At 67.2% G+C, this 23,156-nt stretch carries 24 protein-coding genes; 8 read left to right on the top strand and 16 right to left on the bottom strand.

Features of this window, described 5'->3' with window-relative positions; all coding sequences use genetic code 11:
- Together ACIQ3R_RS03995 and ACIQ3R_RS03990 are read left to right on the top strand one after the other, a co-directional pair.
- Positions 1-543: sensor histidine kinase (locus ACIQ3R_RS03995; RefSeq protein WP_397415370.1), on the top strand; the 543-nt coding region annotated here is incomplete at its 5' end.
- 69 nt (positions 544-612) lie between these two features.
- Positions 613-1,011: a response regulator gene (locus tag ACIQ3R_RS03990; protein WP_397415368.1), complete on the top strand. Its 399-nt coding sequence runs from the start codon at positions 613-615 to the stop codon at positions 1,009-1,011.
- A 3-nt stretch (positions 1,012-1,014) separates the two neighbouring features.
- Here the strand turns inward: ACIQ3R_RS03990 and ACIQ3R_RS03985 are convergent, their stop codons facing one another.
- The 10 genes from ACIQ3R_RS03985 to ACIQ3R_RS03940 all read right to left on the bottom strand — a co-directional run bounded on the left by ACIQ3R_RS03985 (position 1,015) and on the right by ACIQ3R_RS03940 (position 9,612).
- Entirely contained in the window at positions 1,015-1,851 is an 837-nt protein-coding gene (locus tag ACIQ3R_RS03985; protein WP_397415365.1) for a YmdB family metallophosphoesterase, read from the bottom strand.
- Complete coding sequence (locus ACIQ3R_RS03980; RefSeq protein WP_397415363.1) at positions 1,848-2,357, bottom strand: 5-formyltetrahydrofolate cyclo-ligase; 510 nt, start codon at positions 2,355-2,357, stop codon at positions 1,848-1,850. The genes ACIQ3R_RS03985 and ACIQ3R_RS03980 overlap by 4 nt, the downstream gene beginning before the upstream one ends.
- 240 nt (positions 2,358-2,597) lie before the next feature.
- Positions 2,598-4,718 (bottom strand): PQQ-dependent dehydrogenase, methanol/ethanol family, encoded by a 2,121-nt coding sequence (locus ACIQ3R_RS03975; protein WP_397415360.1) that lies wholly within the window; start codon positions 4,716-4,718, stop codon positions 2,598-2,600.
- A gap of 99 nt (positions 4,719-4,817) precedes the next feature.
- Positions 4,818-5,075, bottom strand: coding sequence for a DUF1150 family protein (locus ACIQ3R_RS03970; protein WP_397415358.1), 258 nt, complete (start codon positions 5,073-5,075; stop codon positions 4,818-4,820).
- 33 nt (positions 5,076-5,108) lie between these two features.
- A complete protein-coding gene (locus ACIQ3R_RS03965; protein WP_397415356.1) occupies positions 5,109-5,531 on the bottom strand; it encodes an Hsp20 family protein in 423 nt (140 codons plus the stop codon).
- Positions 5,532-5,629: 98 nt separating this feature from the next.
- Positions 5,630-6,019: a GtrA family protein gene (locus tag ACIQ3R_RS03960; protein WP_397415354.1), complete on the bottom strand. Its 390-nt coding sequence runs from the start codon at positions 6,017-6,019 to the stop codon at positions 5,630-5,632.
- A complete protein-coding gene (locus ACIQ3R_RS03955) occupies positions 6,016-6,738 on the bottom strand; it encodes a class I SAM-dependent methyltransferase (RefSeq protein WP_397415352.1) in 723 nt (240 codons plus the stop codon). Before ACIQ3R_RS03955 ends, ACIQ3R_RS03960 begins: the two co-directional genes overlap by 4 nt.
- A gap of 3 nt (positions 6,739-6,741) precedes the next feature.
- Positions 6,742-7,695, bottom strand: a complete 954-nt coding sequence (locus ACIQ3R_RS03950) for a glycosyltransferase family 2 protein (RefSeq protein WP_397415349.1) — start codon at positions 7,693-7,695, stop codon at positions 6,742-6,744.
- Complete coding sequence (locus tag ACIQ3R_RS03945; protein ID WP_397415347.1) at positions 7,692-9,056, bottom strand: hypothetical protein; 1,365 nt, start codon at positions 9,054-9,056, stop codon at positions 7,692-7,694. Before ACIQ3R_RS03945 ends, ACIQ3R_RS03950 begins: the two co-directional genes overlap by 4 nt.
- A gap of 4 nt (positions 9,057-9,060) precedes the next feature.
- A complete protein-coding gene (locus ACIQ3R_RS03940; protein ID WP_397415345.1) occupies positions 9,061-9,612 on the bottom strand; it encodes a hypothetical protein in 552 nt (183 codons plus the stop codon).
- A gap of 153 nt (positions 9,613-9,765) precedes the next feature.
- Here ACIQ3R_RS03940 and ACIQ3R_RS03935 point away from each other — a divergent pair, with 153 nt between their 5' ends.
- From ACIQ3R_RS03935 to ACIQ3R_RS03920, 4 genes are all read left to right on the top strand, one after another.
- Positions 9,766-11,055 (top strand): hemolysin family protein, encoded by a 1,290-nt coding sequence (locus ACIQ3R_RS03935; protein ID WP_397415342.1) that lies wholly within the window; start codon positions 9,766-9,768, stop codon positions 11,053-11,055.
- Positions 11,056-11,289: 234 nt separating this feature from the next.
- Positions 11,290-13,146, top strand: coding sequence for a ribonucleoside-diphosphate reductase subunit alpha (locus ACIQ3R_RS03930; protein WP_397415339.1), 1,857 nt, complete (start codon positions 11,290-11,292; stop codon positions 13,144-13,146).
- A 10-nt stretch (positions 13,147-13,156) separates the two neighbouring features.
- Complete coding sequence (locus ACIQ3R_RS03925) at positions 13,157-13,636, top strand: DUF2939 domain-containing protein (RefSeq protein ID WP_397415337.1); 480 nt, start codon at positions 13,157-13,159, stop codon at positions 13,634-13,636.
- A 14-nt stretch (positions 13,637-13,650) separates the two neighbouring features.
- A complete protein-coding gene (locus ACIQ3R_RS03920) occupies positions 13,651-14,397 on the top strand; it encodes a creatininase family protein (protein WP_397415335.1) in 747 nt (248 codons plus the stop codon).
- Between the two features lie 62 nt (positions 14,398-14,459).
- Here ACIQ3R_RS03920 and ACIQ3R_RS03915 read toward each other — a convergent pair whose 3' ends face one another.
- The 4 genes from ACIQ3R_RS03915 to ACIQ3R_RS03900 all read right to left on the bottom strand — a co-directional run bounded on the left by ACIQ3R_RS03915 (position 14,460) and on the right by ACIQ3R_RS03900 (position 18,640).
- The gene (locus ACIQ3R_RS03915) at positions 14,460-15,230 is read right to left on the bottom strand and encodes an SDR family NAD(P)-dependent oxidoreductase (protein WP_397415333.1); all 771 of its coding nucleotides are present in this window, start codon (positions 15,228-15,230) and stop codon (positions 14,460-14,462) included.
- A 64-nt stretch (positions 15,231-15,294) separates the two neighbouring features.
- Positions 15,295-16,992, bottom strand: coding sequence for an alkyl sulfatase dimerization domain-containing protein (locus tag ACIQ3R_RS03910; RefSeq protein ID WP_397415331.1), 1,698 nt, complete (start codon positions 16,990-16,992; stop codon positions 15,295-15,297).
- 77 nt (positions 16,993-17,069) lie between these two features.
- Positions 17,070-17,390 (bottom strand): 2Fe-2S iron-sulfur cluster-binding protein, encoded by a 321-nt coding sequence (locus tag ACIQ3R_RS03905; RefSeq protein ID WP_397415329.1) that lies wholly within the window; start codon positions 17,388-17,390, stop codon positions 17,070-17,072.
- Between the two features lie 23 nt (positions 17,391-17,413).
- The gene (locus ACIQ3R_RS03900; RefSeq protein ID WP_397415327.1) at positions 17,414-18,640 is read right to left on the bottom strand and encodes an NAD(P)/FAD-dependent oxidoreductase; all 1,227 of its coding nucleotides are present in this window, start codon (positions 18,638-18,640) and stop codon (positions 17,414-17,416) included.
- A 251-nt stretch (positions 18,641-18,891) separates the two neighbouring features.
- Here ACIQ3R_RS03900 and ACIQ3R_RS03895 point away from each other — a divergent pair, with 251 nt between their 5' ends.
- Complete coding sequence (locus ACIQ3R_RS03895; RefSeq protein WP_397415325.1) at positions 18,892-19,587, top strand: VIT family protein; 696 nt, start codon at positions 18,892-18,894, stop codon at positions 19,585-19,587.
- A 138-nt stretch (positions 19,588-19,725) separates the two neighbouring features.
- Here the strand turns inward: ACIQ3R_RS03895 and ACIQ3R_RS03890 are convergent, their stop codons facing one another.
- Positions 19,726-20,568, bottom strand: coding sequence for a universal stress protein (locus ACIQ3R_RS03890; protein WP_397415323.1), 843 nt, complete (start codon positions 20,566-20,568; stop codon positions 19,726-19,728).
- A gap of 189 nt (positions 20,569-20,757) precedes the next feature.
- Here ACIQ3R_RS03890 and ACIQ3R_RS03885 point away from each other — a divergent pair, with 189 nt between their 5' ends.
- Positions 20,758-22,032 carry a cytochrome P450 gene (locus tag ACIQ3R_RS03885; protein WP_397415321.1) on the top strand — a complete coding sequence of 425 codons (1,275 nt, stop codon included), beginning with the start codon at positions 20,758-20,760 and terminating at the stop codon, positions 22,030-22,032.
- Here the strand turns inward: ACIQ3R_RS03885 and ACIQ3R_RS03880 are convergent.
- Positions 22,029-23,156: DUF885 domain-containing protein (locus ACIQ3R_RS03880; protein WP_397415319.1), on the bottom strand; the 1,128-nt coding region annotated here is incomplete at its 5' end. The genes ACIQ3R_RS03885 and ACIQ3R_RS03880 overlap by 4 nt on opposite strands.

Here is a 23,156-nt window from a genome sequence, read left to right as displayed (position 1 = left end):
ATGCTCCGCTCGGGCGACGGCCTGGTGGCCATGCTCAACGACGTTCTCGACCTCTCCAAAATCGAGGCTGGCCGCCTCGATCTGGAAGCCACCGCCTTCGACCTGCGCGCGGTGATCGAACAGGCGGTGGAGCTGTGGGCCGAGGCCGCTTCCGCCAGACGTCTCAGTCTGATCGCCGAGATCGATCCGGCGACCCCCGACCGGGTCGTCGGCGACGAGACCCGAGTGCGCCAGGTGCTGGCCAATCTGCTGTCCAACGCCCTTAAGTTCACCGAACAGGGCGCGGTCCGCGTCCGCGTGTCGACCGCCCCGAGCGCGAAGATGACGGGGGTCGAGATCCGCGTGATCGATACCGGCATCGGCATGTCGCCGACCCATGTGGCGTCGCTGTTCCGACCCTATACCCAGGCCGACGCGGCTACTGCCCGCCATTATGGAGGCACTGGCCTTGGGCTCTCGATCTGCCGCCAGCTAGCGGAGATCATGGGGGGCGAGATCGGCGTGGAGAGTGTGGTGGGCCAGGGCTCGACCTTCCGGGTCTAGCTGCCGCTGCCGCCCGCGGAGTCCGGTCTTGAGGCCGTTTGCGAGGAGGCCGACGAGACCCTGCCCCCGTTGCGCATCCTGGTCGCCGATGACAGCCCGGTGAACCAGGCGGTGGCGCGCGCGATTCTGGAGGCCGCCGGGGCCGTGGTCGAGACCGCCGCCAACGGCGCTCAGGCGCTCGAACGCCTGTCCAGCGAACCCTTCGACGTCGTGCTGATGGACCTGCGCATGCCGGTGATGGACGGCGCCGAAGCCGTTGGCCGCATCCGCGAAGGACAGGCGGGTCCAGTCGACCTGCCGGTGATCGCGCTCAGCGCCGACGCTCAGCCTGGCGAGGGGGCGAGGCTCAAGGCCCTCGGCTTTGACGGTTTCCAGCCCAAGCCCATCCAGCCCGCGAGCCTGATCAGCGCCATTGCACAGGCGGTCGCCACCCGTACGAACACCCCCGTCCGCAACGAAGCGGCCTGAGGCTCAGGCCCGAACCGATTCCACTTCGGGCACGGTCTGCGACAGCCGCCCCCCGACCCGGATCGGCGCCACTCGAAGCGCCAGCCCGGTGTTTGGATCGGTCTCCACGAACACGCCGCAAACCGTGGCCGGGCCTTCGGCCGGCTTGTAGCGGCCGCCCGAGATACGGGTGGTGAACCGCCGGAGCGGCTCTTCCTTCTGGTTGCCGATCACACTGTCGTAGTCGGCGCAGGCGCCAGCATCGGTCTGATAGGCGGTGCCGCCGGGCAGCACCTGAGCGTCGGCGGTCGGCACATGGGTATGGGTGCCAACCACCAGGCTGGCGCGACCGTCGCAGAAGTGACCCATGGCCATCTTTTCCGAGGTGATCTCGGCGTGCATGTCGACGATCACCGCATCGACCACCGCGCCGAGCGGCGCGGCGTCGAGCTCTCGGTCGACCGCCGCGAAGGGATCATCCAGCGCATCCATGTGAACCCGGCCCAGCAGGTTGATCACCAGAACGCTATTGCCCGCACCGGTCTGGAACAGCTGTGCGCCGCGGCCCGGCGGCCGCGCCAGCCGCGGATAGTTGAGGGGGCGGATCAGACGCGGTTCGCGCTCGATATAGGTCAGGGCTTCCTTCTGGTCCCAGGCATGGTTGCCCAGCGTGAGACAGTCGGCGCCGGCCTCGAACAACTCCTTGGCCGTGCTTTCGGTGATCCCGAAACCGGCGGCGGCGTTCTCGGCGTTGATCACCACGAACTCCAGCCCCAGCCGGCGCTTCAGCCCCGGCAGGTGGAGGCTGAGCGCATCACGGCCTGAACGGCCGACAACGTCTCCAAAGAAGGCGAACCTCATGGCGCCTCCTTATCGACCCGGATGAAGCCCGTCTCGGTGAGAATAGCGTCCAACGCCATGTCATGCGGCTCAGCCGGAACACGCGGGACCTCCTGGCCTGCATAGGCCACGCCGATCACCCGCACCGTCCCTCCGGCCCGAAGCGCCGCCAGTGTTCGGTCATAGTGCCCGCCGCCCTGCCCCAGCCGGCCGCCCTGCCGGTCAAAGGCGATAAGCGGTGCGAAGATCACATCGGGGCGCAGGGGCGGGCTCATCGCGTCGGCGCGGAAGATCATCGGGGCGTCGGGCTCCAATATGACCGGATACAGAACTGTCTGGCCGGCTTGCGCCAAGGAGCCCGGATCGATCTCGGCGCCTATCGGCAGATACAGCGCCACCACGGCGTCGGCGGGGATCAGGCCTTCAGGCAGGTGGGCCGCCAGCCGCGACCCAGCGTCAGGGCTCTCGGCCGCCAGGCGCTTTCGCAGTCTCCGCATCCGGGCGCGAAGTTCCGCCTTATCGTTCAAGATCGCCATCCGGGGAGGGTGGCGGCGCCGCAAGAGCCGTGAAGGACTGTGCAATTCCCTCGACCTGGCTTGACCAGGTGGGCGCCGTAGTGCCGAGGACCACGATCCCCGGCAGGGACAGCTCCCGATGAGTGAATTAAGGTCGCTGGAATTTGATCGCCTTCGACGAGAGCCGCAGCAGGACCCGCCACCTTGCAAGGTAGGGCGGCAAGGGTCCGGGCTCAAGCGGCGTCTCGCACCCTACCGCCCCCCGGTCGATTCCGAAGCGTCCTGCGCCTGCTTGGCCCGGGCCAGGGTGATGAGATAGGCGCGGATGTCCTCGGCGTCCTTCGGCGACATGTACTTCGCAAAGCTGACCATGCCCCTGGACTTAAGGGCGCCGTCGATCACCACCGACTTGAAGTCCGCCTCGGCGCGAAGCATCTGCGAATTCGTGAGATCCGCCAGATAGCCTCCTGAGGCGCTGCCGCCGTGGCAGCCCACGCAGTTGTCCTGGAACACGGCGAAGCCGGCCTTGGGATCGCCCGCAGAGGAGACACCAGCCAGCTCGAGCTTGGGCATCGGCGGGATCTTGTATTCCGGAGCCACCGCCTTGCCGCCGAGCTTGAACACCATCAGCCGGCCGGGCATGCGAACAGGATCACCGTTGAGGGCGCTGGCGAAGGTGGCGCCAGCGCCGCCATAGCCAACCATCAGGGCGACATACTGCTCGCCGTCGATCTCGTAGGTCGATGCGGGGGCCACCACGCCGTTCTGCGTCTTGAAAGACCAGAGTTTCGCACCGGACGATGCATCATAGGCGGTAAACCCGCCCACCGCCGCGCCCTGGAACACGAGGCCACCGCCCGTCGAGAGAATTCCGGCGTTCCAGAAATAGGGATGATCGACTGTCCAACGCGCCTTCTGCGCCACAGGATCCCAGGCGACGAGCTTGCCCGAGACCGTCGCCTTGATGGCCGCCATCTGCGCCTTTTCCGTCGGGAGCCCTGTGAGCAGGCCATCGATCCCCACGTTCACCGCGCCTTGCCTGTGCTTGTAGACCTTCTGGTCGCCATAGACGCTGGCTGCGACCTGGGCCGGTATGTAGACCAAGCCGGCCTTGGGGTTGAACGCCATCGGATGCCAGTTGTGCGAGCCGAGCGGCCCCGGCTGGATAGTGGCCGGACTGGTTTCGTAGCGCGCGCCGGGGACCTCGACCGGGCGACCCGTCTTGAGGTCCACCTTGGTCGCCCAGGTGATCGGCGCGAACGGCTCGGCCGAGATCAGCTGTCCCGTCGCCCGGTCGAGCACGTAGAAGAATCCGTTCTTCGGGGCCTGCATCAGCACCTTGCGGTCCTGGCCGCCAATCTTCAGATCGGCCAGCATGATGTGCTGAGTGGCGGTGTAGTCCCAGCTCTCGCCGGGCGTGGTCTGATAGTGCCAGACGTACTCGCCGGTGTCGGGCTTCAGCGCCAGGATCGACGACAGGAACAGGTTGTCGCCCTTCCCGCCCGACCGCTTCATATGGTTCCAGGGATTCCCATTGCCGATCCCGAAGTACATGAGGTCGAGCTCGGGATCGTAGGCCATGGCGTCCCAGGCCGTGCCGCCGCCGCCGCTCTCCTTCCAGGCCCCGTCCGACCAAGTGGCGTTGGCCTTTTCGGCCAGTACCTTGTCGGAGGCCGCGCCGTCCGGGGCGCCGGTGGGATTGGGTACGGTGAAGAAGCGCCAGACCTGTTTGCCGGTGGCCGCGTCATAGGCGGTGATATAGCCGCGCACGCCGTATTCGGCGCCGCCGTTGCCGATCAGCACCTTGTCCTTCACCACGCGAGGCGCGCCGGTGATCGTGTAGGGCTTGGAGTTGTCGGTGGTCTGCACAGACCAGGCGACCGAGCCGTCCTTGGCATTGAGCGCGATCAGACGTCCATCGAGCGTGCCGACGTAGACCTTGCCTTTCCAGATCGCCACGCCCCGGTTGACCACGTCGCAGCAGGCGTCGAAGCCCTTAGCCGGGTCGACCTTCGGATCAAAGCTCCACTTCTTCTCACCTGTCTTGGCGTCGAAGGCGTAGACCTTGGACCAGGCCGTGGTGGTGTAAAGCACACCATCCACCATCAATGGCGTGGCTTCCTGGCCCCGATCCGTGTCGAAGTCGGCGTACCAGGCCAGCCCCAGGTCCTTCACCGTCTCGGTGTTGATCTGGTCCAGCGGTGAGAACCGCTGTTCGGAATAGTCCTTGCCGTAGGACAGCCACTCCGCGTTGGACGCGGCCGCAAGCAGGCGCGCTGTGTCCACGTCGCCGGCGGGCTTCTGGCAGGCGGCGAGGCCTAAACCGAGCGTGCCGGCGACGGCGAGGGCCAGACCCAAGCGGACAATGCGCATGATTTCGCTCCCAATGGCGGATGCTGATCACGGCTCCGCCTTGGGCGTCACTATGCGCTGAGCGCGGCGCCCCGCAACCCTGTCGTCACGGAACGGCGATCAGTGAACAGACACGGGCGCCAGTTCATGCGCCAGCGCCGCGGCGACCGCCGAAGCCTGATCGGCCAGCACCGCCAGCCGGGCGCCGTCGGCGCGGTGGACGGCATAGAGCAATTGGGTGGGATCGAGCTCGAACTCGGCCAGCTGGTCAGGCGGCGTCGCGGCGATAATCTCGGCGGCCTTCACCGGCCGGACATAGACAAGGTGCGGGCCGCCCAGCGCGGCGAACGCTTCCATCGAAAGCACAGGCGTCTTCATGACCACCTCCTTGGTGTTGAAAGGCCGCTGATTTCAGCCGGCCGTACGGATCGGGATCGTCTGGACCCGCGCCTCGGCCGTTGGCCGGACTAGGTCGATGTGCAGCAGGCCGTGCTCAAGGCGGGCGCCATCCACCACCATGCCGTCGGCGAGAACGAAGCTGCGGATGAAGCCTCGGGCGGCGATGCCTCGATGCAGGAAGGCGTCCTCGGTCTTGCCCACACCGCTGTCGCGGCGGCCGCTGACGGTGAGCTGGCGGTCCTCGACGGTCACCGAGAGCTGATCGGGCGAGAAGCCCGCAACGGCCAGTGTGATGCGCAGGCTGCCTTCGCCCAGGTCTTCCACATTGTAGGGCGGATAGCTCTCGGCGGCCGCCTTAGCGGCGCGCTCGATCAGGGCGCGGGTATGCTCGAAGCCCAGCAGGAAGGGACTATCGAAAACGGGTCCTCGGTTCATCGGTCAGAGTCCTTGAAGCAGCGACTCGCCGGGCGGACCGCCCGAAATCGGCGCGGCCCTTCCGGACCGGACAGATGTGGGGATCTGCCCAGCCGGGATCAACGGTCCGAGCGAAATGCCCATAGACGCGAGAGCGTGAACGACAGCGCCGCCACCGCCAGAACCACCACAGCCAGGGCCATCGCGAACGGCCATCCGAGCGGACCGGTCAGCACCCAGGTCAGACCCTGGCCCAGCGCCAGCCCCGCCAGGGAGACCATGAAGAACCGCAGCGCCTGGCGCGCATGCGCCGCCGGCCGTCGAAAGGTCAGCCAGGCGTTGCCGAGATAGGAAACGCAAACCGCGCAGAGATAGCCCGCGAAGTTGGCGGCGAGCGGCGTGAGGTCTAGGCCGATCCGCGCCGCCAGCGCGCCGCCCACATGGGTGGCGGTCGATGCCAGCCCGACCAGTCCGAAAACCGGGATCTGGCGCAGCAGATCGTGGCTCATGCGGGCTTCCGTGCGATCAGCAGGATCGAGACGCCGAACGGCAGGTTGGTGGCCGCAAGCAGTCCCGCCTCAGCCGCGAACACTGTGCGAAGGAGACCATTGATCGCCGGGGGCGGTAGGCCGTCGTCGCCGCCCTCCCGGCCCAGCGCCTGGCCCAGCAGGCGAAGCGCGGCGATCGGCGGGAACAGCAAGGTGTTGAACCAGGTAGCTCGGCGAAGCACTAGGCCCTCGAATAGCCGCCGAAACTCGGTCATCGCATAGCGACGCTTGTGATGATGCTCGGCGTCATGGCCGCTCCACATCCAGGCGTGGCCCGGGACCGTGGCGACAAGGAACCCGCCGGGCGCCAGCCGGTCGGCCAGGGCGGCCACGGCGGCGCGGTCATCGTCCACGTGTTCGATCACGTCGAAGGCGCAGATCAGGTCGAAGCTCTCGGGCGTGCTTGGCAAGCTCTCGGGCAAGCGGCCATCGACCACGGTGGCGACCTTCCGTGCGTTGGCGCGGGCGCGGGCGCCGTCATCGGGCTCCACCGCCGTGACATCGCCGAAAGCCGCCAGCATGTCGAGGTTTCCACCCGTTCCACAGCCGACCTCCAGGATGCGCGCGCCCGCGGGCAGGCCAAGGCGGGCGATCTCGGCGGCCAGGATCGCCCGGCGGCCGGCGAACCACCAGTGCTCGGCCTCCTGTGCGGCCATGCGCGCATAAACGGCGGGCTCCATGGGCTAGGCGTCGAACCCGCGGCGGTCGGAGATGAGATAAACAGGTCGGCCCTTCACCTCCTGATACATTCGCCCGATGTATTCTCCGAGCACGCCAAGCGCGATCATCTGCAGGGCGAAGGCGAAGAGGATCACCACCATCAGCGAGGCGTAGCCCGGCACGTCGCGCCCGACCACCAGCACCCGGACGACAATCACCGCCGCCGCCGCCAGCGCCAGGATCGCAGCGACCACCCCCACCGTCGTCCAGATCCGCAGAGGCCGCGTCGAGAACGAGGTCATGCCGTCGAGCGCGAACCGGAACAGCCGGCGATACCGCCACGAGGTGGTTCCCGCCGTCCGGACCGGGCGGACGTAGGGCACGCCGACCTGTCGGAAGCCGACCCAGGCGAACAGACCTTTCATGAACCGGTTGCGCTCGGGCAGCGCCTTGAGAGCCTCGACCACAACGCGGTCCATAAGCCGGAAGTCGCCGGTCGAGGCTGGGATCGGCTGATCGGAAAGGCGGTTGAAGAGGTCGTAGAACAGCCCTGCGCTCCAGCGCTTCGCCCGGGTGTCGGCGGAGCGGTCGGCGCGCACGCCATAGACCACGTCGTAGCCCTGCTCCCACAGCGTGACGAACTCGCTGATCAACTCAGGCGGGTCCTGCAGATCGGCGTCGAGCGGCACCACCATGTCCCCGCCCGCCGCGTCAAGCCCGGCGGTGAGCGCGGCCTCCTTGCCGAAATTGCGCGACAGCCGGATCAGCTTAAGGCGCGGGTCGGAGACCGCCCGCTCGGCGAGCGCCGACCAGGTGCCGTCCCGGCTGCCGTCATCGACGCAGACGATTTCCAGGGCCACGCCCAGCCCGCCCAACGCCTCATCCAGCCGGTCGAACAGCACCGGCAGCATAGGGGCCTCGTCATGCATCGGAATGATGAGACTCAGCCGGCGACCCTCGCGGCGGCGCGGGGTCATCGGGCGCCCTTGGTGGCGCTCGCCACCGGACTGGCCAGCACCCCCAACGCGGCCAGTCCAGCCAGCAACGCCAGGATGCTTGAGGGAAAAATGTAGCGAGCGTCGGCCGCCGGCGCGACCAGGAACAAAATCCCGGCATAGGCGACCGCGCCCGCGGTCATGGCGCCCAACACAGGCGCTAACCGGCGATCCCGCATCACCGACAGTCCGACCAGCAGGATCGCCGCGACGTAGATTAGCCAGGACCGCCGCCACGTGTCGTCGGCATTCCGCACCACATAGGTCCGAACCTGCTCGGCCTGGTCTGGCCGCGACAGCGCCAAGCCCAAGCCATTGGTGTCGATACCCCCGTGAGTCGAATAGAAGACGCCGGTCTTCATCATGCCCATCTGTTCAGCGAAGACAGCCGCGCGATGCTCCAGATAGCAGCGAGGCTCGCCCACCACCGCCTGTCGCCAGGCGTCGGCGACAGCCCCTCCGCCGTCGGTCTCAACCAACACGGGCGCGCCCGGCCGGGGCGCCAGCGTGTGGTGCAGGTGGCGGGGGTCATAGGCCTGGCGCAGTTGCGCGACGCTCACAGGTTGGCCGCCCGTCACCGCGGCCGGGACAAACACCCGACCCGAACAGGCCGAGACGCCGATCACGTCGAACAGCTGCGTGCCGCTGAAGTTGCCGGGATTGGGCAGGGCCATGCCGTCGGGCAGCCGCCACTTGGTCGAGGCCCAGGCCAGCCCAAGCCCGGTCGCCAGCGCGACAACCACCAGGACGCGCACCCCACGCCCGGCCCGGTCGCCCAGGAACGGCCGCCAGACCATCAGCGCCAACAGAGGCGCGACGAGCAGCAGGGCGTTGTAGCGCAGTCCCACCGACAGGCAGGCGACCAGCACGGCGATGGCGACAAGGACGCCGGATCTTGACCGCGCGCCGGCCAGAGCCAAGGCCAAGGCGAGCACCGCGAAGCTTGCGGTGGGGACGTCGCGCCACTGCACGATCAGCGCGCCCAGCAAGGTGGGGAACCAGACCTGGGCTGCAACGAACAGCAGCACCAGCAGCCATCCCAGAGTGCGGCTGGGCACCAACATCCTTATGACCACCACCGCGCCCAACACCAGCAGGAAGACCTGCGCCGCCAACAGGCCCCCGGGGCCAGCGCCGGCGCCCTGGCTCAGCTGAAACAGATAGGTGTGCAACGGCGGCCACAGCCCGATCCGGACCCCGTGCACCGCCTGTTCCCAGGCCAACAGACTGTCGTAGGAAAAAAACCCCGGCCAAACCGGCAAGACCACGAGCAAAGTCACGATCGTGGCGAACAGCCCGGCCATCAGCCAGGGCGGCCGATTGAGGCTGGGCGGGGCGGTCATCGCCTCAGAACGCCATGCGGCCGAGGACGCAGACGGCCTTGCCGCCGCCCACAACGCCAAATGTGTCCACCACGCCGGAGGTTCGCGCGAGGTCGGCGTTCCAGCCGGTCTGGCCATCGGTGACCTCGGGGACGGCGGCGGTCACGTCCGGTCGCGATGCGCCGCCCTCGCCAGCTCCGACGATACGGGCGTCAGCGTCGACCAGAAGGATGCGCGCCACCCGCGTCTTGGCCGCGACATCCCAGCCCCAGCCGTGGATCCGGACGCCAGCCGGGGAGCCGGCATAGGTTTTCTCGATGATGTCGGTGTTACCCTTGCACACGCCGGTTCCCGGGAACGCCTCGCGCAGCGGCTTGCCGACCAGCCCCTGCGCCCAGGGCGGCGGCGCTGGCGTCGGGCCGGGATCAACAGGACGCGTTGGCGCAACCGTCGACGCCGCGGCTGTCACCGCCTGGGGCGCGGCGCCGGGCGCCGGGCCGTCGCCGCGCCACTTGGGTTGATCGCAGCCGGCCAGCGCCAGACACAGGACCGAGCAAAGGATCAAGACCGCGCGCATGACGCGATCTAGCCCCCGCCGCGCTCCGGGCGCAACGTTCGATGGTCCGGACAAGCGCGGCGGATCTGAAGATGCGCGCTTTCTTCGCAGCCGGTGCGATACCGGCTAGGTTCAGATCGGGGCCGGTTGGGCCTCGCGGAACCCACAACTCAGATGCTGCTCCTCGCCATCGTCGTCGTTCTGTTTCTTGTGCTGCTGAACGGTCTTTTCGCCATGTCCGAGATGGCCGTCGTTTCGGCGCGGCGCGCCAAACTTCAGAACCGGGCCGAGCGTGGTGATCGCGGCGCCCAGGCCGCGCTTCGCCTGTCGGAAGACCCAACGCGGTTTCTGTCCGCCGTCCAGGTGGGCATCACGCTGATCGGAATTCTCGCGGGCGCCTATGGCCAAGCGACTATCGCGATGGAGCTGGATCACCGGTTGGAGGCCATAGCGCTGATCGCGCCGTGGTCGGAACAGATCGCCACCGGTCTGGTGGTTGTGGGCCTCACCTATGTGTCCTTGATCCTGGGCGAGTTGGTCCCCAAGCGTCTGGCCCTGATCCACCCCGAGCGCATCGCCAGCGTCGTGGCGGCGCCGCTGTCGCTGATGGCGCGCGCCATGGGGCCGTTCGTCACGCTGCTGACCGTGTCTACGGCGGGCGTCTTGGCCTTGATGCGGGTCCGCGACAACGACGGCACCGCCGTAACCCAGGAGGAGGTCGAGACGGTGCTGGCCGAGGGCGCCGGCGCCGGCGTCATCGAGCCGAAGGAGCAGGCCATGATGCAGGAGATCATGCGGCTCGGCGACCGGTCCGTCCGCGTAGCGATGACGCCGCGCACGGAGGTTTACTGGGTGGCGCTGGACGATCCGGAGGACGTCATCCTGGGCGAAGTCCGCGCTTGCCCCTATTCGCGCTTCGTCGCGATCAACGGCCAGAACTTCGACGATCCGCTGGGGGTGGTGCACAAGCGCGACGTGGCCGATGTGCTGCTTTCGGGCGAGCCGCTCGACCTGCGAAAGCTGGCCAAGGCGCCGCTTTACATACCCGAGACGACCTCGCTGCTGCAGGCCATGGAGCAGCTCCGCAGCTCGCCACATCATGTCGCCTTTGTCGTCGACGAATTCGGCGGGCTGGAGGGCCTGCTGACGCCGACGGACCTGCTGGAGATGATCGCCGGCGACTTCCCCGAATCACATGATGCGCCCGGCGCGGCTATGATCCGTCGGGAGGACGGGTCGTATCTGGTGGACGGTAAGACCGATTTGCTGGAGCTCTCCGACGCTCTGGACGAGGCGTTTGACGCGGGAAGCTTCCACACCGCCGCCGGACTGGTGCTCAACCACCTGGGGCGCCTGCCGGAGGAAGGGGTGCGACTGGTCATCGGAAGCTGGCGCGTGGAAGTAGTCGATATGGACGGCCGCCGCATCGACAAGCTGTTGTTCACGCCGTCGGCGAACGATTGACTCTCATCACAGTGTCGTGAGCGAGGCGCCGCTGGCGCGTCCGCCCCCTCGGGCGCACCCTGGGCGTTAACCTCTCATTAGCGAAAAAACCCGGGGACGGTCCGGCCGCCTCATTGACGAGTCATTAGGACCAGTGTCCCCATATGTGGGCTGTTCGGGGTGGGGCGGCACAACATCTAGGGGCAAGGAGCAGACCGAAGATGGCGCTCCTTTGGCAGGCGGGTTCGGGACGAGATGAGTGAAGCGGCCAAGGTAGGGATTGCCGAGACGTCGGGGCGGTTCGTCGAACGGCGGGACCGACCGCAGCTGCAGCTGGTCCGGAAGGTCGAGGTCGACCGCTCGCGCGATGCGCTTCTGACCGACTTCGGCAAGACCACGCTGGAGGATCGCTATCTGCTGGCGGGCGAGAGCTATCAGGACATGTTCGCCCGGGTGGCGACGGCCTTCGCCGATGACGCCGAACACGCCCAGCGCATCTATGATTACGTCTCCAACCTCTGGTTCATGCCGGCTACGCCGGTGCTGTCGAACGGCGGCGCGGACCGGGGCCTGCCGATCTCCTGCTTCCTGAACGCCGTCCCCGACAGCCTCGAAGGCATCGTCGGCGTGTGGAACGAAAACGTGGCCCTGGCCTCCAATGGCGGCGGTATCGGCACCTATTGGGGCGGCGTGCGTTCTATCGGCGAGAAGGTGAAAGGCGCCGGCCAGACCAGCGGCATCATCCCTTTCATTCGGGTGATGGATTCGCTCACTCTGGCGATCAGTCAGGGCTCCCTGCGGCGCGGGTCGGCGGCGGTCTATCTCGACATCCACCACCCGGAGATCGAGGAGTTCCTGGAGATCCGCAAACCTTCAGGCGACTTCAATCGTAAGAGCCTGAACCTCCATCACGGCCTGAACATCACCGACGAATTCATGGAAGCGGTGCGCGACGGGGCCATGTTCGGCCTGCGCAGTCCCAAGAACCAGGAAGTGATCAAGGAGGTCGACGCCCGCTCGCTCTGGCAGAAGATCCTGGAGATCCGCCTACAGACCGGCGAGCCCTATCTGATCTTCTCCGATACCGTGAACCGCGCCATGCCGGCCCACCAGCGCGACCTGGGCCTTTCGGTGCGCCAGTCAAACCTCTGCTCGGAGATTATGCTCCACACCGGCAAGGACCATCGCGGCGAGGAGCGGACGGCGGTCTGCTGCCTGTCGTCGGTCAACGCCGAGACGTTCCTGGAATGGCGCGATCATCCGACCTTCATTGAGGACGTCATGCGCTTCCTCGACAACGTGCTGGAGGACTTCATCCAGCGCGCGCCGCCCGAGATGAAGCACGCGGCCTATGCGGCCCGGCGTGAGCGTTCGGTCGGCCTGGGCCTGATGGGCTTCCATTCGTTCCTGCAGAGCCAGAACGTGCCTTTCGAGAGCGCCATGGCCAAGAGCTGGAACATGCGGCTCTTCAAGACCCTGCGCCGCCAGTGCGACGCCGCCTCACGCAAACTGGCGGCCGAGCGCGGCGCCTGCCCGGACGCGGCCGAGCGCGGGGTGATGGAGCGGTTCTCCCATAAGCTGGCGATCGCGCCGACCGCCTCGATCTCGATCATCTGCGGCGGCACCTCGGCCGGCATCGAGCCGATCCCGGCCAATATCTACAGCCACAAGACGCTGTCTGGGACCTTCGCGGTGAAGAACCCTTTCCTGGAACGGCTGCTCGATGAGAAGGGCGCCAACACGCCGGGCGTCTGGGACTCCATCCTGGCCAATGAGGGATCAGTGCAGCATCTTGATGTGCTGACCCAGGACGAGAAGGATGTCTTCAAGACCGCCTTCGAGATCGATCAGCGCTGGGTAGTGGAGCTGGCCGCCGATCGCACGCCCGACATCTGCCAGAGCCAGTCGGTCAACATCTTCCTGCCTGGAGATGTCGATAAGTGGGATCTTCACATGCTGCACTGGACGGCGTGGGAGCGGGGCTGCAAGAGCCTCTATTATCTGCGCTCTAAGTCTGTGCAGAGGGCCAGCCACGCAGGCGGCGAGGAGGCCCAGGTGCAGATTCATGCCGAGGGCCGGACCGATTACGAGGAATGCCTCGCCTGCCAGTAGGCGCTCCGGAATGCGGCTCATTCGATCCATATCGCTGGTCTTAGCCGGCGGCCTGCTGCTCGCGGGCTGCGGCGGCACCGCGCCGTCCGGCGCCGTTGCGGCAGCCGACCGTCTGCTGGACGCAGCGCGGGACGGCGACCGAGCGGCGTTCGAGGCTGGCATAGATCGCGCCGCCCTGCGCGAGGATGTGCGCCGCCAGTTGGTCTCGGCCGCCCGGGCTTCGGCGCTTGAGGTCGACGGCGGCCCCTCGGAGTTCGCCTTGGATCGCATGATCAGCCCTCAGGCGGTCCGTCGTGTCGCGGCGGAAGCGCAGGCCGAAACCGACCTGCGAGGTCACATGCGGGCGCTGGGAACCAACCGCGCCTGTCTTGGCGGGTCGCTCGTCGGAGGCGACTGCCTCTTGACCTTTGGCCGTGGCGATGGCGGCTGGCGGCTGGTGGGCCTCAGGGCCCGCGACCTCGGGGTGGAGATGGCCGCCTCGCGCCCCTGACGCCTGGAGTCGCCATGCTGCTGCATCTATCCACCTGGGCTGAGATCGAAGCTCGGCTTACCCACTCCAAGACCGTGGTGATTCCCATCGGGTCTAATGAGCAGCACGGCCCGACCGGCCTGCTCGGCACCGACTGGTTGTGTCCGGAGATTATCGCGCATGAGGCGCACAGAACCGGCGACATCCTGATCGGCCCGACGTTCAACATCGGCATGGCCCAGCACCACCTGGATTTCCCGGGTACGATCGCACTCCGCCCGTCGACCTTCATGCTGGCTATCGGCGACTGGTGTCGCAGCCTGGCCCACGCCGGCTTCGAGCGGATGTTCTTTCTCAATGGCCACGGCGGCAACGTCGCCACCATTGAGGCCGCGTTTTCCGAACTCTACGCCGAGTCCAGCTATGCCGGGCGACGGCGAGGCTTTGCTTGCAAGTTGAAGAACTGGTGGGAGTTGAAAGGCGTCGGAGCGCTTGCCGCGCGGCAGTTCCCGGTGGGACACGGAAGCCACGCCACACCTTCGGAGATCGCGGTCACCCAGTGGGCCTATCCCGACGCCATCAAGACCGCCAACTACGCCCCTCAGATCGCGCCGACCGGTCCGATCCGTGAGGCCGGCGACTTTCGCGCCCGTTACGCCGACGGCCGAATGGGTTCAGACCCGGCGCTGGCCACTCCGGAGAAGGGCGGCGAACTGGTCAAGCTGGCCGCCGCATCGCTGCTGACCGAGGTCGCCGAGTTTGACGCCGAGCCGCGCACCTAGAGCCCATTTGAATCTGTGGCGTTTTCGGAGCTGAAACAGCGCCCACATCCGCGGACAAACCTTCAGATTGCGGTGTAGCCCCCATCGATCACCAGCTCGGCGCCGGTCATGAAGCTGGACTCGTCCGAGGCCAGGAACACGATTCCGTCGGCGATCTCGCGCGGCGCGCCGAGCCGTCCCATCGCGTGCCGCGAGATGATCATCTCACGCATTTCATTGCCGTTTTCGGAGCGTTGGATGGCGCCTGAGACCATCGGGGTGTCGATGAAGCCCGGATGCACGGAATTCACACGCACACCTAGCGGCGCAAGTTCAAGCGCGGAAGACTTGGTGAGCATGAGGACGCCGCCCTTGGAAGCGCAGTAGGCCGGCGCGCCCGCCAGCCCGACCTTCCCGAGGATCGATGAGAGGTTGATGATCGAGCCGGAGCCCTGGGCCGCCATCCCAGGCGCCACCGCCCTCATGCCCAGGAACGTGCCGTCGAGGTTGATGGCGATCATCCGCCGGAAGGCCTCGTAGGTCGCCTCAAGCAGCGGCCCGCCGCCCTCGGCGATACCGGCGCTGTTGACCAGAACGTCGATGCGCCCGAACCGCCGGATCGTCTCCCCGACCACCTCAGCCCAGCGAGATTCGTCTGTGACATCCTGGGTAAGGAACACCGCGACGTGGCCTTCGGCCGCGATGCCGTCGGCCACAGCGTGGCCCTCGGCCTCTGCGAGGTCGGTCAGGACGATGCTAGCGCCCTCTCGCGCCAGCCGTCGGGCCGACTCTGCGCCAAGGCCCGAAGACCCGCCTGTAACCAGGGCCACCTTGCCCGCGACACGTCCGGCCATCGCTCAATCCTTCCCGCTATCTCAAGGCAACCTGAGGGGCGGACGCGGCGTCAGGCGAGCGCCATCAGGCCGCAAAGCCCGCCACGTCAAAACAGGCCAACCCCGCACGGGCGGCCGCGGCATCGCCCGCGATCGTCGCCGCGCCGGTGGCCAGCAGGCTTCCGAGCGTCTCGGGGCCCGCCAGGACGCGCACCAGATCGGCATAGGCGAGCGTGATCGTCGCCGTCGCGCTCAGGCCGTCGGTCACGGCCGAGATGCCGTTGCGCAGGTGCAGTCCAACGGTCTCGCCCTCGGCAAACCGGAACGCCAGGTGGTGATCCAGGCCCTCGGCGCGCGCCGGGTCGAGCATCACCCGAAGCAGCGAAAGAGCCTCGGCAGGACGCATGGCGGCGAGCGAACCTGCCCGAAGCCGGTGCTCGCGCATTCGGGAGAGATCGGTTGATCCGTCGAGGTCCCGGGCCCGGGTAAGGCACCAATTGCGGATGTTGGCGGCGGTGGTGCGCTGGGCGATGTCCCGCAGGACGGCCGCCAGGAGCTCGCGATCCTGCGCCTCGGCGTCGGGACGGGCGACAAGCCACGCGGCCAGCTCCAGGCCCCAGCGCAGATCCTCCGCACCACGCGCCTCGGCCACCTGATTGCGAACGGACTCGGCGCCGCCAAGTCCCCGCACCAGCCGAGCGGCGCGCTCAGCGGGCGCCAGCGGGAACAGTTTGGCGGGGTCTCCATCGAACCAGCCCCGCACACCCATGGCGATCTGGCGGACATGGTGCTCGGCCACGCCGTAGAATTCGCGCGTAAGGCTGTCGGTCTCGAAGACCTTGGGCAGGCGGATCGACGCCGCCATCTGGTCGGAGGTAAGGCCCCGGTTCATGCCCCGCACAGTCTGGTCCCAGAGGAACTGGATCGAGTCGCGATAGCGGGTGACCCTCGCGCGGATCTCATCCCTTCCAGTCAGCGGCGCGCCGTGCGCGCCCAGCAGGTGCGCCGGCGAGAGCCCAATCAGGTGGTCGATCCCGCGCAGCAGGATCTGAGGATCGCGATAGGCCTCGCCGCGGATGGCGAAGATGTTGAACAGAGTCGGCCAGACGAGATTGTTCACCGCCACGCCCAGGTCCGGGAACCAGAAGGTCACCGAGTCGTCGGCGTCCGAAGGCGCGTGGGTCACCTCGACCGTGAGACCGGCGATCCTGAGCGATTCACCGCCCCGCAGCGGCTCGGTGGGATCGATATAGCCCGGCGTGAAGGGGGCGTGGCCGGGATTCCGGAAGAAGAGCCCCAGCCCCACATTGACGACGCCGTCCGGCCCTTCCGTCGGCATGCGCATGCCGAACTGATGGGCGATGCCGCTGGCGTAGGCTGGCTGGACCTCGCTCGTCACCCGCGCGAGGTTTCCCGGGATGCCCTCATGGCCGTAGATGGGCACGGGACCACCCGCTTCATCGAACACCGCCCGGGTGCCGCCGACATAGTGGAAGTGGGTGTAGAGCACAGCTACGATCGGTTTGGCGGTGCGTTGACGCAGTTCGGTCAGCGCTTCGCGCATCTCCTCGATGCACTCGCCGGTATCGATGGCGATGATCCCGTCCGGCCCCTCGATGAAGGACTGGTTGGAGAGCCCGTTTCCGACAAACGACCAGACACCCGGCGCGACCTCATAGAAGGTCCGCGCGAGCCGCTCGGTGTGGGCCACGACATCGCGATGAACGCGCTGGCCGCGCGCATCTGTGACGACGACCCCGCGGCCGGTGTCGAAACTGGGCATGCTGTCCTCCCCGCCCCCTACGGAGCTGTTACGGACAGGTATCATACGGGCGGCGCCAGCGGCTACCGCCCCGGAGCCTAGTGCTGGCTTTCCGGCATCCGCACGACCAGGCCATCCAAAGCGTCGGTGACCTTGATCTGGCAGGCGAGGCGGCTGTTGGGCTCCACGCCCTCGGCGAAGTCGAGCATCGACTCCTCCATGGCCGACTTGGTCCCGGTCTTGGAGAGCCACGCGTCGTCCACATAGACGTGGCACGTGGCGCAGGCGCAGGCCCCGCCGCAATCGGCGTCGATGCCGGGCACGTTGTTCTTCACAGCGCCTTCCATCACCGAGAGGCCAGTCTTGACCTCCAGCGCGTGCTCAGTGCCGTCGTGTTCGATATAGATGATCTTGGCCATACGCCCCTCTGCGCGCCGCATTCTCAGGCGGCGACCTCTTTCATGGAAATGGACGGGTTCGCAAGCTTCGCCTTATCGACGGGCGTGCGGTTAAGGATCAGGGTCTTACCCATCATGAACTCCGGCGGCGAATTGATCGCCTCCACCGCCTGCACCCGGTCGCCCTGGAGATGGAACAATGCGAAGCGGCCGCTGGCCGGATCGCCCCGGGTGATGATCTGATCGACCTCGAAGGCGTAGCCGGCGATCTGCAGTTTCACGTCGTACTGATCGGACCATTGCCAGGGGCATTCCCCCGCCGGCCGTGGGCGGCCGGTGATGGCGCTGGCGGCCTGTTTGGCCTGCTCAAGCGCGTTGGGCACGCTTTCCATGCGGAACATGCGATCGTAGATCGGCATCGGCCGGCAGGCCACGTCGCCGATGGCGAAGACCGCGGGGTCAGTGACGCTCCGCGCATCCAGATCGACCACCACGCCCCTGGCGCACTCCAGCCCCGCCGACTTGGCGAGCTCATCGTTGGGCGCAGCGCCGACTCCGACAACCACCGCATCGCAGGCGAGAAGGCGACCATCGTCCAGTCTTACGCCGGAGACGCGGCCGTCGGCGCCCTCAAAACCGGTGACAGTCGCCCCGAGCACGAAGCCGACGCCCTCGGCCTCGTGCCGGGCCTGGAAGAAATCGGAGAGCTGTTCGCAGGCGACGCGAGCCAGCAGGCGCGCCTCGCGCTCGACCACCGTCACCGCCGCGCCGAGCGCGCGACCGGACGCGGCGACTTCAAGGCCGATATAGCCGCCGCCGACCACCACCAGGGTCTTGCCGGGACCGACCTGAGCTTTGAGCGCCTCGGCGTCGGCGGCGGTGCGCAGGAAAAGGATGCCGGCGAGATCCTTACCCTCGATTGGGAGGGCGATCGCGCGGGCGCCGGTCGCCAGGATCAGATGGTCGTAAACCAGGCTCGCGCCATCGGAGAGGGCCACGGTTTTGGCCCCGCGATCGAGAGCAGTAACGGTCACGCTCGGCCGGAAGTCGATTCCCGCTTCCGCATAGAACTCGATCGGCTTGAGAGCGAGAGAGTCCGCGTCCGCCTCACCCTTGAGCCAGGCCTTGGAGAGCGGCGGCCTCTGATACGGCGGGATCGGTTCATCCCCGATGAGCGTGATGGCGCCTTCATAGCCATACTGGCGCAACAGCGCGGCCGCCGTGCCCCCGGCATGGCCCGCGCCCACGATCACTACCCGCGATCCGCTCATGTCTCTCCGATGCCCAATCGTGACGGCAGCGTCAACTTATCACCGATCGACAGGTTCTGGCGCACCCAGCAGCAACAACCCGGATTTACGCCGGCAAGCGGCCGCCACAGCACGATGCGATCAGGCGAAAGCGCCTTAAGGCGCCAAGATATGGAGCCTTGGCCGACAATTCGCTCCGCATCAGCTAGACTTCGGCCGCCGCTGCGACATCCGCGCTCGAACAGCCGGGTAGGGGGCTGGAGAGTGGACCAATGAGCCGACTGCACGCTGAAAAGCACCTGGTCCAACGGATTGGCTGGCTGCGCGCCGCGGTTCTTGGAGCCAACGACGGCATCGTATCGACGGCCAGCCTGATTGTCGGCGTCGCCGCCGCATCCCAGGGCCGTAACGAAATCCTGGTGGCGGGGCTGGCGGGCCTGGTCGCCGGCGCCATGTCGATGGCGGCTGGAGAGTATGTCTCGGTCAGCTCTCAGTCCGACACCGAGGGCGCCGACCTGGCGCGCGAGCGGCAGGAGTTGGCCACCCAACCGGAGCTCGAGATTGAAGAACTTGCGGGACTCTACGCGGCCCGGGGAGTGGAACGAGGCTTGGCCCGACAGGTCGCCGCGCAACTGATGGCGAAGGATGCGCTGGGCGCGCACGCGCGTGACGAACTCGGAATCTCTGAGTTCACCACAGCCCGACCCATCCAGGCCGCGCTCACCTCGGCGATGACGTTCGCCGCCGGAGCGACGCTCCCGCTCGTGACGGCGACGCTCGCGCCTCAGGCCGCAATCACGCCGGCCGTCTCGGCCGCTTCGATCCTGTTCCTGGCGATCCTCGGCGCCCTGGGGGCCAAGGTCGGCGGCGCCTCGGTGTTCAAGGGCGTGGCGCGCGTGACCTTCTGGGGCGCCGCTGCAATGGCGCTCACCGCGGGGGTCGGGCTGTTGTTCGGCGTCGCCGCCTGATCGCGCCCGGCGGCGGCCATCCGCACAAAGCGCCATCCGCCGAAGTGGAAACCGGTTCAGCGGCGGGATGGCGCGTCGGATCAAGGACTCGAGCCTCGTCTTCACGATCAGATTGAATCCGTCTGATCGGACGCGGATCTAATGAGACATGAATATGGGCATAGCGGGGTCATGCAACATGTGCTCCGTCGCCCCGCCAAGCAGGAACTCGCGGAAGCGGGTGTGGCCATAGGCGCCCATGACCAGGAGATCGGTTGGATTCGCCGCCAGGTGATCGGAGAGCACACGGCCAGCCTTGCGGCCGGCTGCGTCGACCTCTTCGGCGACCGCAGCAACACCGTGCGCGTCCAGATGACGCACCACGTCCGCGCCTAGCTTTGGATGCGCCCCGGCCTTCTCGTTGACGATCGTCAGAACCCGCACCCGTCTTGCGGCCTCCAGCAGCGGCAGCGCATCGGCGAGCGCGCGGGCGGCGGCGCGACCACCGTCCCAGGCCACCACGACGTCGCCGAAGCCGTCGGCGGGCAGATCCGCCACGCCGGGTCGGAACAACAGCACCGGCCGGCCGGACTCGAAGACAACCGTTTCGGCGACCGTGCGCTGGCCGTCCATCGGACCGGCCCAAGGGACCAGGCAGAGATCCCGGGTCCGGGCGTGCCGGGCGACATGTTCGCCGACGGCATAGTAATCCGTCTGCGTCAGGAGGGTCGCGCCGCTCACCTTGCTGGCCGCGCATGCGGCGGTGAAATGATCCAGTGCGTGACGGCAGGCTTCAAGGCTCCGGGCCTCCTGCTCGGCGCACATCGCACTCAGGTTGATCATCTGGTTCGCCAGCCAGTTGCTCGAGGTCTTCAGCTCGACCTGCACCGCGAGCGCGGTCAGTCCGACCGAGGTCGCGGCGGCGAACCGCACCGCCTGATCGATGGCCTCTGACGGCGTCGGGTCGGGGTAGCTGGTGACTTGAAACAGAACGTCTTTCATCGATGCACTCCATACTCTGACGCGCTTGAATCTCGGGCCTTGGAACGAGCGGCGCCTTGATCAGGGTCAAGCGGCGAAGAGACCCCGAGTCCCGAAAGGAGGGCCCGGCGCGTTCGCAAATCTCTTGCCGAGGACCGCCCACCTGGGGTCCACTGCCTCAGGGCGCATGAGACGCCCGGAGGACACGCCATGGATGACGCATCGGTCGACTTCAAACAGGCCGCCGCCGCAGACGCCTGGGCCACGCCGATCGAGGCGCTGAATCCGGCCCAGGCCACGCTTTTCGAGCAGGACGCCATGTGGCCGATCTTCGAGCGGCTGCGGCGCGAGGCGCCCGTCCACTGGAGTCCGCCCAACAACGTCTATGACGGCTTCTGGTCGGTCAGCCGCTACCAGGACATCATGGCGGTGGACACCAACCATGACGCGTTCTCTTCCGCCGACGGCATCGCGATCCAGACCCGCGAGGCGAAGATCGAGAGCGACAAGCGGCCACGCGGCTCGTCCTTCATCGGAATGGATCCGCCAGGCCACGACGTGCAGCGCAAGGCGGTGAGCCCGGCGGTGGCGCCGCACAATCTCCAGATCCTTGGCCCTCTGATCCGCGAGCGGGCTGGCGCGATCCTCGACGGACTTCCGATCGGGCAGGAGTTCGACTGGGTCGATCTCGTCTCCAAGGAACTTACGGCGATGACTCTCGCCACCCTGTTCGACTATCCCCAGGAGCGCCGGCGCGAGCTGACCTTCTGGTCGGACATGTTCACCAATGCGCCCGGCCATGGCCCGGCCAAGAGCTGGGAACACAAGCGCGAGGAGGCGGACGCCTGCTTCGCCGCGTTCGACGTGCTGTGGGACGAACGGGTCGACGCCGAGCCGCGGTTCGACCTCGTCTCAATGATGGCGCACAACGAGGCCACTCGGAATCTGGGTCGTCGCGACTTCCACTCCAACGTCGTTCTGTTGATCATCGGTGGCAACGACACCACGCGGAACACCATCTCCGGCTCGGTGTATGCGCTGAACAAGAACCCCGACCAGTACGACAAGCTGCGCGCCAATCCCGGTCTGATCCCCAGCATGGTGTCGGAGACGATCCGCTGGCAGACGCCTCTGGCCCACATGTCGCGCACCGCCACGCGGGATATCGAACTGGGCGGCAAGACCATCCGCAAAGGCGATACGGTGGTCATGTGGTACGTCTCGGGCAACCGCGACGACGCCCAGATCGAGAACCCGAACGCCTATGTCATCGACCGCGAGAGGCCTCGGAACCATCTATCGTTCGGGTTCGGCATCCATCGCTGCGTGGGCAATCGTCTGGCCGAACTGCAGCTCACCATCATCTGGGAAGAAATCCTGAAGCGCTTCCCCGAGGTGCGCCTGACCCGGGAGCCGCAACGTACGCACTCGGTGTTCGTGAAAGGCTACGAGACCTTGCCGGTGATGATTCCGACGCGCAACTAGGCCGCCTTCCGCTCGGCGATCCAGTCGCGCACACGGCGGTCGAGCACCGAGAGCGGAAGGGAGCCTGCGCCGATCAGCATGTCGTTGAAGGCCTTGACGTCGAACTTCGGCCCCAGCGCCGCCTCAGCCTCGGCGCGCAGGGCCAGGATGCGGATCATGCCGATCTTGTAGGCCGTCGCCTGGCCGGGGTTGAGGATGTAGCGGCGGGCCTCGGCGCGCGCCTGCTGCTCGGGCCTGCGACCCGTCTGAACCAGGTAGGCGAAGGCCTGATCTTCGGTCCAGCCCTTGGCGTGGAGACCAGTGTCGACGACAAGACGGGCGGCGCGGAACAACTCGGCGTCGAGCCGCATGAAGTCCGAGGCGATGTCGGGATAGACGCCCATCTCCTTGCAGAGCAACTCGGAATAAAGGCCCCAGCCCTCGTTGAAGGCGGCGTTGCGATAGGCGAGGCGGTAGAGCGGGACCCGCTCTTGGCGCACGCGGATATCGCCCTGCATCAGATGGCCCGGCGCCGCCTCATGACACATCAGACTGGCGAGGCCCGCGCGGCGTGGTGTGTCACCCAGCATGTGCAGATAGACCCGGCCCGGCCGGGCGCCGTCAGGACTGGGTCCGCTGGCATGCGCCGCACCGCCGGCCACTTCGCTGAACGCGGGCTCGCGGATGACCTCCATGGCGTAGGCCGGCAGGCGGTTGAACATCACCGGCAGCCGGTCTCGCGCCATGCTCACCAGACGGTTCGAATAGGCCAGGATCTCGACGCGGGTCTGGTCGGTGTAGGGCTGCGGGGGATCCAGCCGGGCCAACTCCGCATAGAAGGCTGAGGCGTCCTTGAACCCCGCCGTGCGGGCCAGCGCATCCTGCTCAGCCTGGACGCGCGCCACTTCGGTTAGGCCGAGCCGGTGGACCTCATCAGCGGTGAGATCGAGCGTAGTCTGCAGCTTGAGCGCCGCCTTATACCAGGCCAGCCCGTCGGGGAGCGTAAGCGCGCCGACCTTGCCGGACGGGGCCTGGGCGACGTCGCCCTCCGCCCAGCCGATCAGCCGTTCGTAGGCGGGCTTCATGTGGCCGGTGAGCGCCACCTTCGCCTCGTCGAGCAGGGCCTGCGCCTCGGCGGGCGAGAC

This window comes from Phenylobacterium sp. (assembly GCF_044371015.1).
Lineage (GTDB): Bacteria > Pseudomonadota > Alphaproteobacteria > Caulobacterales > Caulobacteraceae > Phenylobacterium.
The sequence above is the reverse complement of the archived record's forward strand: the minus strand, read 5'-3'. Positions and strand labels throughout refer to the sequence as shown.

Bases quoted from the DNA above. Each gene is read 5' to 3' on its own strand.
- ACIQ3R_RS03930 (WP_397415339.1), top strand. From the start codon at position 11,290: ATGAGTGAAGCGGCCAAGGTAGGGATTGCCGAGACGTCGGGGCGGTTC.
- ACIQ3R_RS03940 (WP_397415345.1), bottom strand. From the start codon at position 9,612: ATGCGCGCGGTCTTGATCCTTTGCTCGGTCCTGTGTCTGGCGCTGGCC.
- ACIQ3R_RS03955 (WP_397415352.1), bottom strand. From the start codon at position 6,738: ATGGAGCCCGCCGTTTATGCGCGCATGGCCGCACAGGAGGCCGAGCAC.
- ACIQ3R_RS03895 (WP_397415325.1), top strand. From the start codon at position 18,892: ATGAGCCGACTGCACGCTGAAAAGCACCTGGTCCAACGGATTGGCTGG.
- ACIQ3R_RS03900 (WP_397415327.1), bottom strand. From the start codon at position 18,640: ATGAGCGGATCGCGGGTAGTGATCGTGGGCGCGGGCCATGCCGGGGGC.
- ACIQ3R_RS03925 (WP_397415337.1), top strand. From the start codon at position 13,157: ATGCGGCTCATTCGATCCATATCGCTGGTCTTAGCCGGCGGCCTGCTG.
- ACIQ3R_RS03935 (WP_397415342.1), top strand. From the start codon at position 9,766: ATGCTGCTCCTCGCCATCGTCGTCGTTCTGTTTCTTGTGCTGCTGAAC.
- ACIQ3R_RS03890 (WP_397415323.1), bottom strand. From the start codon at position 20,568: ATGAAAGACGTTCTGTTTCAAGTCACCAGCTACCCCGACCCGACGCCG.
- ACIQ3R_RS03950 (WP_397415349.1), bottom strand. From the start codon at position 7,695: ATGACCCCGCGCCGCCGCGAGGGTCGCCGGCTGAGTCTCATCATTCCG.
- ACIQ3R_RS03975 (WP_397415360.1), bottom strand. From the start codon at position 4,718: ATGCGCATTGTCCGCTTGGGTCTGGCCCTCGCCGTCGCCGGCACGCTC.
- ACIQ3R_RS03885 (WP_397415321.1), top strand. From the start codon at position 20,758: ATGGATGACGCATCGGTCGACTTCAAACAGGCCGCCGCCGCAGACGCC.
- ACIQ3R_RS03905 (WP_397415329.1), bottom strand. From the start codon at position 17,390: ATGGCCAAGATCATCTATATCGAACACGACGGCACTGAGCACGCGCTG.
- ACIQ3R_RS03910 (WP_397415331.1), bottom strand. From the start codon at position 16,992: ATGCCCAGTTTCGACACCGGCCGCGGGGTCGTCGTCACAGATGCGCGC.
- ACIQ3R_RS03915 (WP_397415333.1), bottom strand. From the start codon at position 15,230: ATGGCCGGACGTGTCGCGGGCAAGGTGGCCCTGGTTACAGGCGGGTCT.
- ACIQ3R_RS03985 (WP_397415365.1), bottom strand. From the start codon at position 1,851: ATGAGGTTCGCCTTCTTTGGAGACGTTGTCGGCCGTTCAGGCCGTGAT.
- ACIQ3R_RS03920 (WP_397415335.1), top strand. From the start codon at position 13,651: ATGCTGCTGCATCTATCCACCTGGGCTGAGATCGAAGCTCGGCTTACC.
- ACIQ3R_RS03965 (WP_397415356.1), bottom strand. From the start codon at position 5,531: ATGAACCGAGGACCCGTTTTCGATAGTCCCTTCCTGCTGGGCTTCGAG.
- ACIQ3R_RS03960 (WP_397415354.1), bottom strand. From the start codon at position 6,019: ATGAGCCACGATCTGCTGCGCCAGATCCCGGTTTTCGGACTGGTCGGG.
- ACIQ3R_RS03945 (WP_397415347.1), bottom strand. From the start codon at position 9,056: ATGACCGCCCCGCCCAGCCTCAATCGGCCGCCCTGGCTGATGGCCGGG.
- ACIQ3R_RS03970 (WP_397415358.1), bottom strand. From the start codon at position 5,075: ATGAAGACGCCTGTGCTTTCGATGGAAGCGTTCGCCGCGCTGGGCGGC.